The sequence below is a fragment of the Flavobacterium anhuiense genome (genome assembly GCF_050990855.1).
GTDB classification, from domain to species: domain Bacteria; phylum Bacteroidota; class Bacteroidia; order Flavobacteriales; family Flavobacteriaceae; genus Flavobacterium; species Flavobacterium anhuiense_C.
In genome coordinates, this window is sequence record NZ_CP158861.1 from 2442225 (window position 1) to 2457249 (window position 15025).

17 protein-coding genes are annotated in these 15025 nt (G+C 39.9%); 2 read left to right on the top strand and 15 right to left on the bottom strand.

The genetic code is table 11. The annotated features are described in order from the left end of the window. Positions 1 to 59: 59 nt before the first annotated feature. The 6 genes from ABTV69_RS10800 to ABTV69_RS10825 are packed head-to-tail and all read right to left on the bottom strand — an operon-like array spanning position 60 to position 5749. Positions 60 to 1607 (bottom strand): MFS transporter, encoded by a 1548-nt coding sequence (locus ABTV69_RS10800; RefSeq protein WP_433836220.1) that lies wholly within the window; start codon positions 1605 to 1607, stop codon positions 60 to 62. Beyond that, positions 1604 to 2653 (bottom strand): HlyD family secretion protein, encoded by a 1050-nt coding sequence (locus tag ABTV69_RS10805; protein WP_433836222.1) that lies wholly within the window; start codon positions 2651 to 2653, stop codon positions 1604 to 1606. The genes ABTV69_RS10800 and ABTV69_RS10805 overlap by 4 nt, the downstream gene beginning before the upstream one ends. 11 nt (positions 2654 to 2664) lie before the next feature. Then, positions 2665 to 4011, bottom strand: a complete 1347-nt coding sequence (locus ABTV69_RS10810) for a TolC family protein (RefSeq protein WP_433836224.1) — start codon at positions 4009 to 4011, stop codon at positions 2665 to 2667. Between the two features lie 24 nt (positions 4012 to 4035). Beyond that, complete coding sequence (locus ABTV69_RS10815; protein ID WP_433836226.1) at positions 4036 to 4662, bottom strand: TetR/AcrR family transcriptional regulator; 627 nt, start codon at positions 4660 to 4662, stop codon at positions 4036 to 4038. Continuing rightward, entirely contained in the window at positions 4659 to 5312 is a 654-nt protein-coding gene (locus ABTV69_RS10820; RefSeq protein ID WP_433836228.1) for a hypothetical protein, read from the bottom strand. The genes ABTV69_RS10815 and ABTV69_RS10820 overlap by 4 nt, the downstream gene beginning before the upstream one ends. Positions 5313 to 5314: 2 nt before the next feature. After that, entirely contained in the window at positions 5315 to 5749 is a 435-nt protein-coding gene (locus ABTV69_RS10825; RefSeq protein ID WP_433836230.1) for a DoxX family protein, read from the bottom strand. Between the two features lie 394 nt (positions 5750 to 6143). Here ABTV69_RS10825 and ABTV69_RS10830 point away from each other — a divergent pair, with 394 nt between their 5' ends. Together ABTV69_RS10830 and ABTV69_RS10835 are read left to right on the top strand one after the other, a co-directional pair. Beyond that, positions 6144 to 6956: an SDR family NAD(P)-dependent oxidoreductase gene (locus tag ABTV69_RS10830; protein ID WP_433763668.1), complete on the top strand. Its 813-nt coding sequence runs from the start codon at positions 6144 to 6146 to the stop codon at positions 6954 to 6956. A gap of 147 nt (positions 6957 to 7103) precedes the next feature. After that, a complete protein-coding gene (locus tag ABTV69_RS10835) occupies positions 7104 to 7931 on the top strand; it encodes a pirin family protein (protein ID WP_433836232.1) in 828 nt (275 codons plus the stop codon). 320 nt (positions 7932 to 8251) lie between these two features. Here ABTV69_RS10835 and ABTV69_RS10840 read toward each other — a convergent pair whose 3' ends face one another. From ABTV69_RS10840 to ABTV69_RS10880, 9 genes are all read right to left on the bottom strand, one after another. Continuing rightward, positions 8252 to 9178: an alpha/beta fold hydrolase gene (locus ABTV69_RS10840; protein ID WP_433836234.1), complete on the bottom strand. Its 927-nt coding sequence runs from the start codon at positions 9176 to 9178 to the stop codon at positions 8252 to 8254. Positions 9179 to 9343: 165 nt separating this feature from the next. Beyond that, a complete protein-coding gene (locus ABTV69_RS10845) occupies positions 9344 to 9835 on the bottom strand; it encodes a cupin domain-containing protein (protein ID WP_433836236.1) in 492 nt (163 codons plus the stop codon). 2 nt (positions 9836 to 9837) lie between these two features. Next, a complete protein-coding gene (locus tag ABTV69_RS10850) occupies positions 9838 to 10572 on the bottom strand; it encodes a pirin family protein (RefSeq protein WP_250836047.1) in 735 nt (244 codons plus the stop codon). 63 nt (positions 10573 to 10635) lie between these two features. Further along, a complete protein-coding gene (locus ABTV69_RS10855; protein ID WP_179003758.1) occupies positions 10636 to 11238 on the bottom strand; it encodes an isochorismatase family protein in 603 nt (200 codons plus the stop codon). 147 nt (positions 11239 to 11385) lie between these two features. Then, the gene (locus ABTV69_RS10860; RefSeq protein WP_433763674.1) at positions 11386 to 11967 is read right to left on the bottom strand and encodes a Crp/Fnr family transcriptional regulator; all 582 of its coding nucleotides are present in this window, start codon (positions 11965 to 11967) and stop codon (positions 11386 to 11388) included. Positions 11968 to 12117: 150 nt separating this feature from the next. Beyond that, positions 12118 to 12531 (bottom strand): ester cyclase, encoded by a 414-nt coding sequence (locus ABTV69_RS10865; RefSeq protein WP_433836239.1) that lies wholly within the window; start codon positions 12529 to 12531, stop codon positions 12118 to 12120. 80 nt (positions 12532 to 12611) lie between these two features. Further along, positions 12612 to 13475: a helix-turn-helix domain-containing protein gene (locus ABTV69_RS10870; RefSeq protein WP_433836241.1), complete on the bottom strand. Its 864-nt coding sequence runs from the start codon at positions 13473 to 13475 to the stop codon at positions 12612 to 12614. 94 nt (positions 13476 to 13569) lie between these two features. Continuing rightward, positions 13570 to 14487 carry a helix-turn-helix domain-containing protein gene (locus tag ABTV69_RS10875; RefSeq protein ID WP_433836243.1) on the bottom strand — a complete coding sequence of 306 codons (918 nt, stop codon included), beginning with the start codon at positions 14485 to 14487 and terminating at the stop codon, positions 13570 to 13572. 121 nt (positions 14488 to 14608) lie between these two features. Continuing rightward, on the bottom strand, positions 14609 to 15025 hold the full coding sequence (locus tag ABTV69_RS10880; protein ID WP_433836245.1) for a tautomerase family protein: 417 nt from the start codon (positions 15023 to 15025) through the stop codon (positions 14609 to 14611).

Below are 15025 nucleotides of genomic sequence, written 5' to 3' on the forward strand. Positions count from 1 at the left end.
ATTTTGTAGTGTTAAGTATGTTTTTACCTCTGTTCTTAATTATATAAAAAGTAAAACTCTTATTTTCTCGGCAATACAAACATTCTCTTGTTCCAATGGAGTATTGTCTTATTAAGGGATGGCAGCAAAAAAATCAGTATTAGAACTGCTGCTATAGATTCAGCTGCAAAAAAGAATACTGATCGAATTGTCAATAGCTGGCTCTGTATTATTATTGTTCTGTTCAAAGCAGACTGGCCATAGCTGTTGAGCCGTTCCATTACCATAACATTTTCAGCGATAATTCCGCTCAGCAGACTCTCTTTATGAGATTGATTGTAGTACAGCTGCAGGGTATAAAAACCGGCGACAGAATTTAAGGTTGAGGTAAAACGGGTATATGCTGCGACAACGACTCCAGTTGTTCCAGTGTAAGATGGGGCAGATGATAAAGTAAAAACAATAATGGGAACCATTAGACTTCCTGATGCCGCACCCTGAAAAAATACCGGCATAATTAAGTCAGTAAAAGAAAGATCAGGTGTCAGTATTTCAAGAATTATAATATGATAAATCAGCATAAAGCCGAATCCCGCTAAGAAAAAATAGGTGATATGATGCCTGTATTTCAGCAGTAGCTGTGCCGTCAGCGCCATTGCAATTACCAGTCCGGCAACATTAATCATAGCAAGAAGCAATGTGTCGTTAGTTTCCCATCTCAGCACCACAGCGGTGTAGCTGTAAATAAGATTAATGCTGTCTTTTACACCGTAATAGAAAGCCAGCAGTACAAGCCCTAGAATAAAATTTCTATTTTTGAAAACATCCAGATTAACCAGAGGTCTTTTAGCCGTTAAAAGCCTCATTACAAAACAGGAAATAGTTATTAGAGAAACCAGTGCAGATGTTATAATCCCTTCGTCCTCAAACCAGTAGTACTTTGGGCCGTAAATCATGGTGTATGCTATTGTTAATCCAGCCGTTATAAACAGGATGCATCCAATCCAGTCAATCTGGTACAATGGATAGCGCTTGTGGCCGGCATGCGCTTTAAATATCAGGATACTTAAGATAAGGGTAAGAACCTGATAGATCATAAAGTAGGTATAGATTCTGTTCCAGTCATAAGAAGGAACTACCAAAGAAACGGCCAGCCCAATAAGGGCGCCGCTGCTTAGGATACTTCCGTAAAAGACAGAAGAACCTATAACCTGTGTTTTTTCGGATTTAAGTATGGAGAAGATTATGATAAGCATACAGCCTGCAATATTGCAGATAATAATACCTTGAAAGAACCTTATGATCGTAAAGAAAATCATGTCCGAAATGCTCATACATGCGGCACTCAAAAGTATTCCGGCAATAATGTTCAAAAGCAGGTAGCTCCTTGTTTCAAAGTACCTCAAAAATCGGAACTGCACCGGCAGTGTTACCAAAATTCCCACATAAGTCACAAGAAGTGCAAATGACATATCCTCAGGCTGTGCTCCTGCAAGAGATAGTGCATAAGTGGATGTCATGGCAAAAATACCAAATGGCGCCAGGCCTGAAAGAAGTATGAAATACAGGCAAACCCGCATTAGGACGGGATATGCCGTAATCCACTGTTTGAAATAGGAAGGTCTCATGGTCTGCTGTTTTTAATTGCTACCGAGGTATTCATACCTGCTTTAAATAAAGAAAGATCTTTTTGCGTGAAAGCGATTTTAACTGGAATACGCTGTACAATTTTTACAAAATTGCCCGTTGAATTGTCAGTAGGCAGTATTGAGAATTTAGATCCGGTTGAACCCGAGATAGCCGTGATCTCTCCTCTAAATACCTTATTGTCTATTGCATCAATTCTGATTTCAACGGGCTGACCTATGTACATGCCTGTCACCTGTGTTTCTTTAAAGTTTGCCGTAATCCATTTCTGGTCTTCATTTATTATCTGCAGCAGTGTCTGTCCAGCTTGAATCTGCTGTCCTTCAAGTATGGTTTTGCGTCCTGTTTTTCCATCATAAGGCGCTTTTATTACGGTATAGGAAAGATTTAGCCTGGCAAGGGATAGCAAGGCATGCTTCTTTTTTAAATCAGCTTGAAGCAGTGCTCTGCGTGCCTGCAGCTCTTTTATTCTTGAATTACTGGCATCCAGTTTATTAATGCTGGAATCGTAATCACTTTGAGCAATATCGTAGCGTACTTTAACCTGCTCAAAGTCTGAACCAGTTACTGCTTCTTCTTTTAATAGTTTTTCATACCGGCTGATATCCTGCTGTTCTTTCCAAAGCCTCGACTTGGCACCCGAGATCTGGTTTTTGCTGACCAAGACGGCTATTGCGGCAGAGTGTATTTCCGATTCCAGCACCCCCAGCTGAGCCATATTGTCCTGAACTGCTGCTTCTGCCTCAATTAGACGCTCCTGGTATTCTCTTGAATCTAATGTAAGAAGTGTATCACCAGCTTTTACCAGCTGATGCTCATTAAAATACACACGTGCGATGTAACCGCCGGCTCTTGCTGATACAGGGTTTATAAATGATTCGACCTGTGCGTCATTTGTTTCCTGGTAATCAGCACTTCGCATAAGATATTTTATCAGGTAAAAGCCTGCCGCAATTACAATGGCAACCGCTAAAAAAGTAGTTAGCCTAGAGATGTAGTATTTTGTTTTATTAGTTTCTGCTGTCATTTTTGTGTCTTTTATAATTTACCTGTTAGATATTGTAATCGATAGTAGATTCTGAAAGCCTCTACTTCGGCCTGAGTAAGATTGTATCTTGTCTCCTCAAAGAGATTGTCCGCATCAAGAAGGTCTGTCAATAAGGCAAGCTGATTGAAATATTTTGTACTTACTATTTTGTAATTGACCTTTGCCTGGTCAATAGAGGTTTTGTTAACGTCAATCCTGTGAAGCGCTTCATCGTACTTTATATAAAGTGAGCTGATTTCTTGACTTACATTTTGTTTAACCGCTTGCTGCTGGATTTGAAATTCTTCTATCCTTAGTTTTGCGGCCTGGCTGTTGGGTTTGTTTTTATACAAAGATGCTATATCGTACTGCAGACGGGCACCGACAAAGCCTATGGAGTAGAATTGATCTACTGGCGGAAAAAACAGATAATTGGGATAACTTAAATTATATCCAGTGCGAAGTGCAAGAGTAGGATAGTTATTGCTTTTTATGGTTTTAAGCCTTGCCTGCTGGCCCTGTATAAGCAAATCAGCCCGCTGCAAAGAATAGGAGCCTTGGGAAAGGTTATTCTGCCCGATGTACTGGCTTAGGTCGGGTTTTGGCATGCCGGCGCTGTCTGTAGGAATCACACTTGCATTTTCCTCTATATTCATCAGCACATTTAAAGCTTTGTTTTTGATCAATAGGTCATTTTGAACCTGTTCCATACTGAGTTTTACGTTAGAAAGCATAACTTCAGCTCTGAGGACATCGCTTCGGGTAACTTTTTGATTTTGAAACAGGGCATTAATATTTTTTAAGCGTGTTTCTGCTCTTTTAAGCTGGTCTGCTATAAAATTTTTCCTTTCATTGAGCTGGAGTAAATCAAGATAGACGTTGGCTGTCTGAAAACCAATGCTTCCTGCTTGATCTTGAGCATTTAAGTCCGCGAGTCCCTTTTTTATTTTTGCCTCGTTTTCTGCCGAATGCTGCTTCCCGCCTGAATAAAGGTTAAATGTTGCATTGATTCCTGCGGCGGCTGCATTTGATGTAGGAAGTCTGGGATTAGTGGTATGATCGCTAAGGCCGCTGGTGTAAAGCGTTAAATTAGAATATCTGTCGTAGCCGGCACTGAATTCTAAATTAGGCAGTGCATTGCTGAGCACCGTTTTTCTGTCTGCTTCTGCCGCTTGAGCTTCTTTACGGGCGAAAGCGGCAATGTTATTATTTTCTTTGGCATAACTGACAGCTTCATCTATAGTTATGCGAAGCTCTGCGGCTTGTTTTTCTTTTTCTTGGGCAAGTATCCCTGTACCTGCAAGCAGAGCAGTACAAGTGATCACAGCCAGATTATATTTTCTAGTAATTGTTTTCATAGTAATGTATTAGTAATCATGTTTTTAATCGCACAACTGCGAATAAAAATATTTTTTGATTCTTTGAATAATAGGCAATTTACTTTCGGTGCCTTCCAATACGTCAATAAGATTAAAAGGCGACCTGTTCTCCAGTACCAGTCTTGGGGTTAGCACAATGACATTTACGCAGAAAAGTGTAATGTCAATTTTCAGATTAGAGCCGGAGGATTGGTGTCCGGTAACAATTTGCTGCAGCAATTTTAAATTATCAAAGATATGCCGGCTGATTATTGAGCTGTCCAGTTCTTGAGAAGACAATAAGCTGTATTCTCTTAAGAGCAGTTTATGGAAATTTTTATACGACTGAATATGGGAAATGTACTGGTTTAAGAACATCTCAAACTTATCTAGATTTTCGGTGCAAAAATGAACCGTATCCATAGCTTTTGAAAGTTCTTGGAGCCTCAGGGTAAATATTAGATTATAGAGAGCTTCTTTTGAACCAAAATAATAGTTGACCGTGGCGCTGTTTACTTTTGCAGCACCTGCAATCTGACGGATTGTGGTCCCTGCATAGCCCTGTTCTGCAAAAAGTTCTTCTGCGATGCCCAGCAGTGCCAGCAGCGGAGCTGTTATTGTATTCTCGTCTATGTATTGTTTTCTGCTCATGATGGTATTTCTATAATCAGCAATTCAGTATTTTTTTTAAAGTCAGCAAGAATAATCTGGTCATCATGAGTTTCAAAGATGGCCGTGTCGTTATAAAAAAGCGTATTTCCGTTTATGTCCGCTTCACCTGATATAACATACAGGATCAGCATTTTTTCACGGTCTAATTGTCTATAATCTAAAGTGCCGTTACGCTGACAGAATATTTTTGAAATCAAGACCGTATTTTCTCTAGATTTCAAGCTCCTTTCGATGTCGTTTGAAACCAGGGGTATCTGATAATTAAGCTGCGTTTTTTTTAAGTTGTTTTCTTGATTTAATCTGCTAATATTGAGTATCAGAAGTTCAGCCTCATTCTCCTGCCTGTTTCTTAATAACAGCGGTTTGGAATCTTTTTCTATTATCAGTGCAGCATCACAGAGTTTTAAATCTTTAAAATGGGTGCATTTAATTTCAAGCGTGCCGGAAAGTATTATTAAAACAGTATGAAGGCCATTATTCAATTCCATCTTTTCCCTGCCATCGGGCTGGATGATCACTTTTTGTAAAGAATTTAAACTGCCTGCAACTGCTGTGCCTTTAAAAGAATTATATAGTTTGATTTTTCCTTTGTCAATAAAGCTTCGATCTTTTTCGGCAATGATTTTCATAATCAATTAATCAAATTATCTAGTGCTAATGGTCCGCTTCCCTTGATGATTATAAAAATATTAATGGCAAGAAGCAGTATGAAATATTCTATGCCTTCACCTTTTTTCTGTCCCGTCCAATTCATAAGCCATCCATTAGGCATATTAATAATCATTGCGCCGGTCATAATAATAAAGATTCCCGCCCCTGCAATACGGGTACAGAAACCCAAAAGGATTGCTATACTTCCAAAAAACTGACCTATGATGGTGAGCCATGAGATTATATCAGGCAGTCCTACGGCCCTCATATGGTGCATAGTGCCTTTAATGCCGCCCCCGCCAAACCATCCAAGGACTTTTTGGGCGCCGTGTGGGAACATAATAAGACCTAAAACTATTCTTAGGAGTGTTACAGTTAAATCATTTGAAGAAGTAAAAATTGTAAGGAAGTCCATAATTGAAATGTTATTTAAATGTGTTAAAGCTGTTTATTTTATTGTTAATGGTCACAATATCAGATGCAAATTTCGGCAGACTATAGAGGAATGAAAAGGGCGGGAGAACGGTAAAATTGGTCGTTTTGACCGTTAGAGGGTAAAATTGACCCGTCCCCATAAGATTTACGTAACGGTATCCTTTATGTTACCGATAACCTTTTTGTAACACATGGTAACATTATGGTGATACTGCCGTAAATTTGATAGGCAAAAAATCAGCGGAAAAATTATTCTGCCTTATGCGGACACCTAATTTCTCTTTTGTCCACTTATAAATCAAGGATATAATCTCTTATAAATAACAGCAGAGATCTATTATATAAAAACATTTTACAATTTAAAATCATTTATTATGCTTACAAATTTTTCAGATAAATCATTGAATGAACTATTTTCCTTAAAAGGAAAAACAGCTGTTATCACAGGCGGAGCTAACGGGATAGGACTGGCTACGGCAAAACGTCTTGCTGAATTGGGGGCTCATGTGGTTCTTGCCGATATGAATATTGATGCAGCTTCCAAAGAGGCCGAATCTTTTAAAGCAAAGGGGTACGCGGCTTCGGCTGTTCAGTTAAGGCTGCCGGATGAAGAGAGTATTAAGGCAGCGGCTGAATTTGCAGTCACAGAGACAGGTCATCTTGATATATGGTGTAATATAGCTGGTATTTATCCTGTTTCAGATACCATGTCATTGAGTTTAGCGGACTGGCACAAAGTACTTGATATTAATTTGCTGGGCACATTTCTTGGAGCCAGAGCTGGAATTGCAAAAATGATAGAAGGAAACAGAGCAGGAGTAGTCATTAATATTCACTCTACAACAGCGTATAAAACAGTGCCGGGCCTTCCTCATTATATTGCGTCAAAGGGAGGTATCGAGGCGTTAACAAGAGCTTTGGCTGTAGAGTTTGGACCAAGCAATATCAGGGTTGTCGGGGTAAGTCCGACTATGACCATTACGCCGGGTATGGAAGTACAGAAGGATGATCTGGATGCTGCTTTCGGCGGGGTGGATTCGCATCAGGTGTATGGCAGCAGACTGCCATTGGGACGTATCGCTTATCCTGACGAGATTGCCAGGGTGATTACTTTACTATGTACAGATCTTTCCCAGGCAATAACAGGAAGTATTGTGGCGGCCGATCTTGGTGACACGGCATTTTAGTAAACAAGTGTTGAAGGTAGGCTTTCAGCCTGCCTTTTTGATGCTGAAATGAGTGCCGGCTCCCAGCAGTAACCTGGAAAATTGATTTTAACCATCGGACTGCGGCATAGGGGATAGAAAATTAAGATTTAAAGTGTTGTTATTACTATGGGTTTAAATAAAAAAAAGATCTTTTGGTTAACCCCTGTGATCTTAAGCGGTCTTTTTGCAGTTTTTTCATTTATTGAAAAAAAAGGCAGCATACATATAATAAGAGCTTCCGAAGGAAAGGTCATAGATAGGGGAAAATTTGTAATCCGGCTTCTCCCTTTAGGAGATGCTGTTCCAGGGCATAAGGATCACGGCCTCTATCAGCTCGGAAGAGTAGATCATGCTGCCCTTGAGCCGGGGACCGTGGTTAAGATGCATCTTCATCATAATGATGAGATACTGTCTTATATGCGTAAAGGAACTATGGTCCACACGGACAGTAAGGACAATAAGGTTCCGATCCATAAACAATATCTTATGATGATGAATTCAGGCAGCGGTTTTTATCATGAAGAAGCAGTTGCCGATGATGGAGAAAAGGTTGAAATGCTGCAAATCTTTATCCGCCCAAGAGCAGATGAATTAACACCCCAGGTGCAGTTTTATCAGCTGGATGACCCTTACAGCATTAATAAATGGAGGCTTATTGGTGGAAATAAAGAGTCAAGTGCTCCTCTAAAAATTAATTCTGATATTGAAGTATATGATATCCGTCTGAAAGAAGGAAAGATTGCACTTCCTGCATTGGGTTCAAAAGCAGCTTACCTTTATGTTTTTGAGGGTGAAGCAGGCCTCTCTGAAAAAGGTGAGCTTCTGCATAAAGGAGATGCGGTGTATGCTGAAGGGGAGGAATTGTCTCTAGAGGCGAAAGCAGCTTCCGATCTGGTATTGTTTGTTATGGATAAAAAAGCTGTTTTTTCAAAAAATGGCTTATATGCGAAATAACGGCAGACGGGAAAATAAAACTGAATTAATGTCAATTTTTATTATACGCCTATTTGTAAAGCAGTAACTGTTTTACGTTTTTATTTTTTTATTATTTAATTGGAAAAGACAGTGCATCTGCACTGTCTTTTTTTGCTTTAAAATCGGAGCTAATGCAGGCGGGCTAAATAATTATTAAAAAATTCACTTAAGTGCAAAATGCTTTAATAGGGATTGGGATCGAATTGAGTTTTCACACAGAAAAAAAAAGTTCGTAAGAGTATCCAAGATAACTTAAGAACTTTTTTATGTGCCGCCAGAAACAGCAGGCAGGCAGCAGCTTATAATGAATTGATTATATGCTGTGCTATTTCCTGAGGTTTTTCTTCAGGAAGAAAGTGTCCCGCATTTTCTATTACGAAAGGGGTCACATTTTCGGCTACCAGTTTTGTCATTTCTCCTACACCGGCTCCAAGCGAATATTCTCCTCCAATAGCATACACAGGAACCTTAATTTTATTCTGCACTAAAGGAGTTGTCTGGTCAATTGAATCAAAAACCCCTCTGTAGATTCCGAAAGCACCCTGGAAACCATTATTCCCAGAGAATGTGCGATAGATTTCATCAATCTGTTCGCTGTCAATTACATCTTTTCCAGCAGTCATCCAATCATAGAACCAGGTCAGGAACTCACGTTCTCTTCCTGTAAACAGTACTTCAAGCGCCTTTGGAGCGTGGGGAAGGATCCACCACCACATCGGCCCCATCTGGCTTTCCATGGTTTCACGGGTGAATGATAAGTGGGGGCTGAGCACCTGATCCAGCATCACTACCATTTCTATATAAAATAAAGCGGCAATCTCCTGCGGGTGGTCAGCGCTCCAGATAAGAGCTGGTGCCGCACCCATATCATGTGCCGCCAGGGTAATAGGCTTTCCTTTTCCAAAGACCAGCTTTTTCACTAAAGCCCTGAAGTCCTCACTGATTGTGCGTGCATCATATCCGATAGTGCCTTCCGGTTTATCAGAATCACCATATCCTCTCATATCAGGAATTAAAACGGCAAGTCCTGCATCAATTAAGATGGATGCCGCTTTTCTCCAGGAGCTCGAAGTACCTAAAAAGCCGTGCCATAAAAGAACAGGACTGCCCTCAGGATTGCCTCCCAAAAGATAATTAATTTTAATTCCGTTAACTTCTGCTGACCCGCCTATAAGCTCATTGCTTAAATTACCGGCCTCTGCTGTATTTTTATCTATATTTTCCATTTTTATTCTTTTTTAGGGCAGTATGTTACAATACATTCTAAGGACAGACAACAGTTTCTGCATGGCAATAGAAATATTGCAGGAATCATCCAGTGCTGATTTTAAGCAATCAGCCCGCTGGAAAAACCTGTCCGCCAAATTTTTATATTTAATTGAATTGAACTGCTATCCTAAGTAATCAGGAGCGTATGTTCTCTGGCCGTATTTCTGGTCCATCTCTTTTAAAAATTCCTTCCGTTTCTCTGTGAGTTCAGGAACCGGGAGGAATTCGCCGGCCTTTACCGGAGTTCCTATTTCATGAAATAAGTTTTCCAGTCCTGCCGGTACTACCGTGCAGAGCAGGCGCGCATAATTTTTTGAAGTATTTTTAAAGCAGTGCACGGCGCCGCCAAAAGGGATATTTATAAATCCGTCCTGAGCTACAGCCTGTTTTCCTGCTTCAGTTTTAAATTCCAGTTCCCCTTCCAGGACATGAAACATTTCCTGGGTGTCAGGGTGGGCATGCGGAGGCGGCCCTCCTCCCGGAGGCACTATCATTTCAATAACGGCGTAATTGCCATTGGTCTGTTCACCAGATATTATAATTCTGTAATTGCCGCCTGCAACTGCAAGACGTTCTCCTTCATTTTTACTGATAATGCTGATAGTATTGTCCATAATTACATTTGATTTCCACTGTACATTCCGCCCTTGAAGATTTCGCCCTGTTCATCTGTGAAGAACAAGACCAGTTCAGCATCCTCTGAAGCCTGAATGGAAACCGGCTCATCTTTAAAGACGATGCATTCTTTTTTCTTAAGATCTATACTGCTGTTTACCTGAACAGATCCCTGAAAGACATACAAAAGTGCGGTAAGGCCGTTCTTTGGCAGCTGGGGAATTTCAGAAGTGCTTCCCTTAAGAAGTTTCATATCGTAAATCCAGGTCTGGCTGCTGAATTGAAATTCGGTTTCAGGATTTGGAGACCCGATAATACGCCAGCTGTTTTCGCTATGAAGGTCTTCCAGTTCCAAGAATACCACTTCGGGGTTCAGGTCTTTTTTACCGGGACGGATAAAAATCTGAAGCCCTTCCATTGTCTGCTGCTGGCCCATGATCTTTTCTTCATGAAAGAATGATTTTCCAGCTTTCATCAGCATAAGGGTCTTTCCGCCGATTACCTTCACAAATCCTTCCGAGTCGCTGTGTTCTGCTTCTCCTGTCCTGAAATAGGAAAGGATTTCATCATTGATGTGCGGATGCATTTTTATAACCGTATTGGAATTTATTTCGGGATGGTCAATTCTTCCTATGCTTCCTATTCCGGTATCGGTGCTTGAAACGGCCGAACCCGGATAAAGAATCTTTATCGGGCCGTGACCCAGAAATTGGGAGCTGTTTATTTTCTGTATCATAATTATATTTTTTAAAGAAGCCGGATATTTAAATATCCAGCTTCGATTATAAGAATCTATTAATTAAGAGAACTGTCCTACTTTAGACATAACTTCTTCAAAAAGGATTGGAAGAACTTTTTGACCGTCCTCTGTTGCCCAGTTGTGCACCATTTCAGAAATTATCTGGTTGATTGTTGTAGTTCTTACACCTTGGCTTTCCCAAGTCTGCTGTGCGATATCATCAGCAATTTGTGAAGGAGATCCTCCTGCATCAAGCACTACCTGAACATTAAATCCTTCTTCCTGCATTGAAATTGAAGGCCACACGATACATACATCATTTGTAAGACCTGCCATGATTACATTTTTTCTTCCGCCAGCCGCTTTTAGAACAGCATTTTTGAAATTATCGTCATCCCATGCATTTGTAATTCCTTCTCTTTTTACTCTCTCTGCGTACTCTTTAGGAAGCAGATCCTGTAAATCCTGGATTAAAGGTCCTTGTGCATGATCTTCTTGGCTGCTGGTAAGCACAACGGGAATGTTTAAAGCTGTCGCAAATTTAGCCAAAGCTCTTGTTCTGCTCACGATCATTTCATGAGGTCTGTTAGCTGCAAAATTAAGTGTGCCTGTCTGATGATCAATTAATAGCATAACGGTATCATCTTTTGTAAACTGTTTCATTTTTCTAATTTTTTAAATGTTGTTATAAATTTCAAAAATCTTTGTTACTGATTTATAAGGCAAATTTATTGCAGCTATGGAGCAGAAAACGATGACATTTGTCAATAAAGAACGATATAAGAAAAATAGAAGAACTGGATCTTAATTTTATTTTTGGAATAGCTTACTGCGTACGCGGCTTAAGGTTTCCTTGCTGATACCCAGATAAGAAGCAATGATGTGCTGGGGAAAGCGCTGTACAAAATCAGGGTAGCTTTTGAGCAACTGCTCATATCTTTCCATGGCTGGAAGGGCTATGGAATTGTTTAATCTTTTTTGGGAAGCTATGAAACTGCTCTGGTTCATCTTCCAGAACATTTCCTTAATTGTAGGTATTTCAAGCAGACGCTGCAGATCGTCAGCTTCCAATATCAGGAGTTCGGTATCTTCCCATGCATCAATATTATATACCGATGGTGTTTTCATAAGATAACTTTCACGATCCACCATCCACCAGTTTTCAAGAGCCAGCTGAATGATATGCTCATTGCCGGCACTGTCGATGCTGTATTGTCTCATGGCACCTTTTATAATAAAACCTGTAAACTGGCAGATATTCCCCTGTTCAAGGAATAACTCCTTCTTTTTTAACTTCGCAGGTTTCAGTGCTGTTTTTATTAATACTTCATCTTCTGGTGTAAGAGGAGATTCGCTGTATCTGTTGATATAGCTGAAAAGCTGTTCATACATATGGTCAAATATTTTTTAATAAAGGTACAAAATATTTGGTTTTCAGAAGCCCTGCAATCTTTGAAGAGATTGGATTTTTTTACAATATGTCCAGTAAACAATATCAGGATGGCAGATTAAAGAGAGCCTAAAATACAGCTTTAAAATAAACTACTTAAGACTCTGCAGTACTGCTGGCAGCGTATTGATGCCCCAATGTTCAAAATACTTTCCATTTTTGATCCTGACAATATCGATTACCTCAATTGTAATTTTCTTAAATGTTGGGCTTATTCCAAAGAAAATTCCTGTATGCGTACTGGTAATAGTTTTGCGTGTAGTAACCAGTTCACCTTCTGCAAGCTGCTCATGAATTGCCACCTTTATATCCGGCATAGCGGGACGCAGTACATTGTTGAAGGTATTGATCATGCCTTGGGAACCGTTATCTGTCCCTTGCGGTGCTGAATGGTTTATAAAGCTGCTGTCCATCAATTCATCAAAACTATTCAAATTACCTTGCTCAATAACTTCTTTGTTAAAACGAATCACTGTTTTTTTATTTTCTTCTAATTGTGTGTCCATTTGTCTTTCTTTAATTAAATTATTTAAAAACAAAGTTCGTTATTTAAGACAGGGCAGAGGTAAGGCTGAACGTTCAGACTTTATCGAAGGGCGTCCATTTGTTTTTTCTGATAATCGCTTGGTGTTTGTCCGAAGTACTGGCGAAATGCCGCAGAAAAGCTGGAATGATTTTTATATCCCACCTTATAATATACCTGCGATGGAATTTCAGTACGGGTTTTCAGCAGTTCTGCGGCCAGCTGAAGTCTTTTCTCTGTCAGCCATTTTTGAGGGGAGGTTCGGTAAAGAATGTGAAATTTCCTTTTAAATGCAGAAGAGCTCATATTGCATAAGAATGCAATTTCTTCAACTGCAGCAGGCATTTTGATATGCCCTTCCATGACTTTTCTTATTTTTAAATCATCATCCGCAGCTGATGAAATTTGCAGGGAATGCAGCTTTTCACTGTCTATTTGATACAGATACAAGAAAATTTCTTCTAATTTAAGCAGTTTAAGGGCTGGCGATAGGGCTGGGGCAGATTCAAGCAGATCAATAAGTGATCTTTTAAATTGCTGGATAAAAGCATCCTGCCGGTAAATAAGAAATGGACTGTGAGACTGTTTTTTTTCTGAAAGAGGCTTGTACCTGCTTAGGAAGCGTTTCAATATTTCATCATCAAAATAGAGTATTACACTGGAAAATTCGGTTTGATCAGCGATTATTTCCGATGTAATTATGTTTCCCTTTGAAAGCAGGACCAGTTCGTTTTCTTTTACAACAGCTGTCTGTTCGGGATATATAACCGTTTTGTTGCCCTTAGCAACAAGGCTGACCATGTTTCGATTTAAAATGATCTTATTTTTTACTGTATTTTCAGCTGTTTTATAATATCTGATAATAACCTGGTCCACAAGATCTTGTGGATCTGATAAAAAATCATCGGGAAGAAGATAGGTTTTCAAATGATTTATTTAGTGATAATAGAAGTCAAAGTTATGAATTTTAGAAAAAATAGAATGGTTGAAATTCTGGGCAGATAATTTAAGCTGATAATCCCTAATTAAAGGAACGTCGAAATTCCAATGGGCTTAGCTGGGTTTTTGATTTAAAAAGTTTGCTGAAACTTTGCGGATATTCAAAACCCAGTCCATAAGCAATCTCACTGATGGAGAGCTCAGTGGTGGAAAGCCGTTCTTTAGCTTTTTCGATGAGCTTAATGTGAATGTGCTGCTGTGTAGTCTGCCCTGTTAATGACTTTAGAAGACTGCCCAGATAATTCGGAGAAATGCTAAGCATATCAGCAAGGGACTGTGCAGTGGGCAGGCCCTCTTGCAGAACCTTATCTGAGTCGAAATAATTATTGAGGATATTCTCCAGTTTTTCCAGCAGCTGGTGAGAACTTTTTTTTCGGGTGATGAATTGGCGCCCGTAAAACCTTTCGCAGTAACTTAGAAAAAGTTCGATCTGAGAAATGATGATCTGCTGGCTGTAGGGGTCAATATTTGAATGGTATTCGTGCTGGATATTTTTTAATATGCCTATCATAACAGCCTCCTCTTTTTCGGAAAGAAACAATGCTTCTGTGACGTTGTAGCCAAAGAAATCATAATGTTTCATTTTTTTTGCCAGGGATGTATTCCAAATGAAATCCGGATGTATGCACAGTAAAAAACCGCTTGGCCTGATTTCAGGCTTCTGGGCTGACAGGCTTACCAATTGTCCGGGAGAAACAAAAGCGATCAGGCCTTCATCGAAATCGTAAGGCTGCTGTCCATAGAGGAACTTGCCCTGGATGTCTTTCTTTAGGCCGATAGTGTAAAAATGCTGTATCCAGCTGATCTGATTTTCTTCTGTCTGGTATTGCACAAGTCCATAATCCACAAGGCTGATCAGCGGATGCTCAGGCTTGGGAAGACCGCTTATCTTGTGGAACTCGCTGAGAGTATTTAAAATATGTGTTTTATTTTCGCGCATGAAATGCTAATTTACGGTTTTACGTTTGAAAAGGCATTCTGAAATGCTTATTTTTCAAATTACTGATATCCAGCAGCAGGCAGCAGCAGCTACATGCCTGCTGTTGGACAAAGAGGGTTTTTTACTTCAATTTACGTAAGTCATCCAAAGTTATTCTCTTACCGCATACTCCCCAGTTATCTTGATCGACCTCTCGTATAAGAATGTATAGAGGGGTTTCGATATCTGCAGGCAGATGCATGGCATCGTGGATAATCTGCGTAAATTCAGTTATTAATTCACCTTTTTGAGCTGTTCCCAAACCGCCTTTAAAAACGTTTATATCCATTGACAGTATTGCTGAGGAGGTCTCTTCTGCTGCACGGAATACATTATGGACAGGCATTTCGTTTATGAAAATCCAGCAGGTATGGCGTACTGAGCTGGAGTTCGGAAGCGCTTCGATTCTTAATGCCGCTGTTGTGAGTGAAGCTGCGAGGTTCTGCTTTTGCTGAGAGTCAAAAGTCCCTTCTATGCAGTTGATTGTTATTAGAGGCAT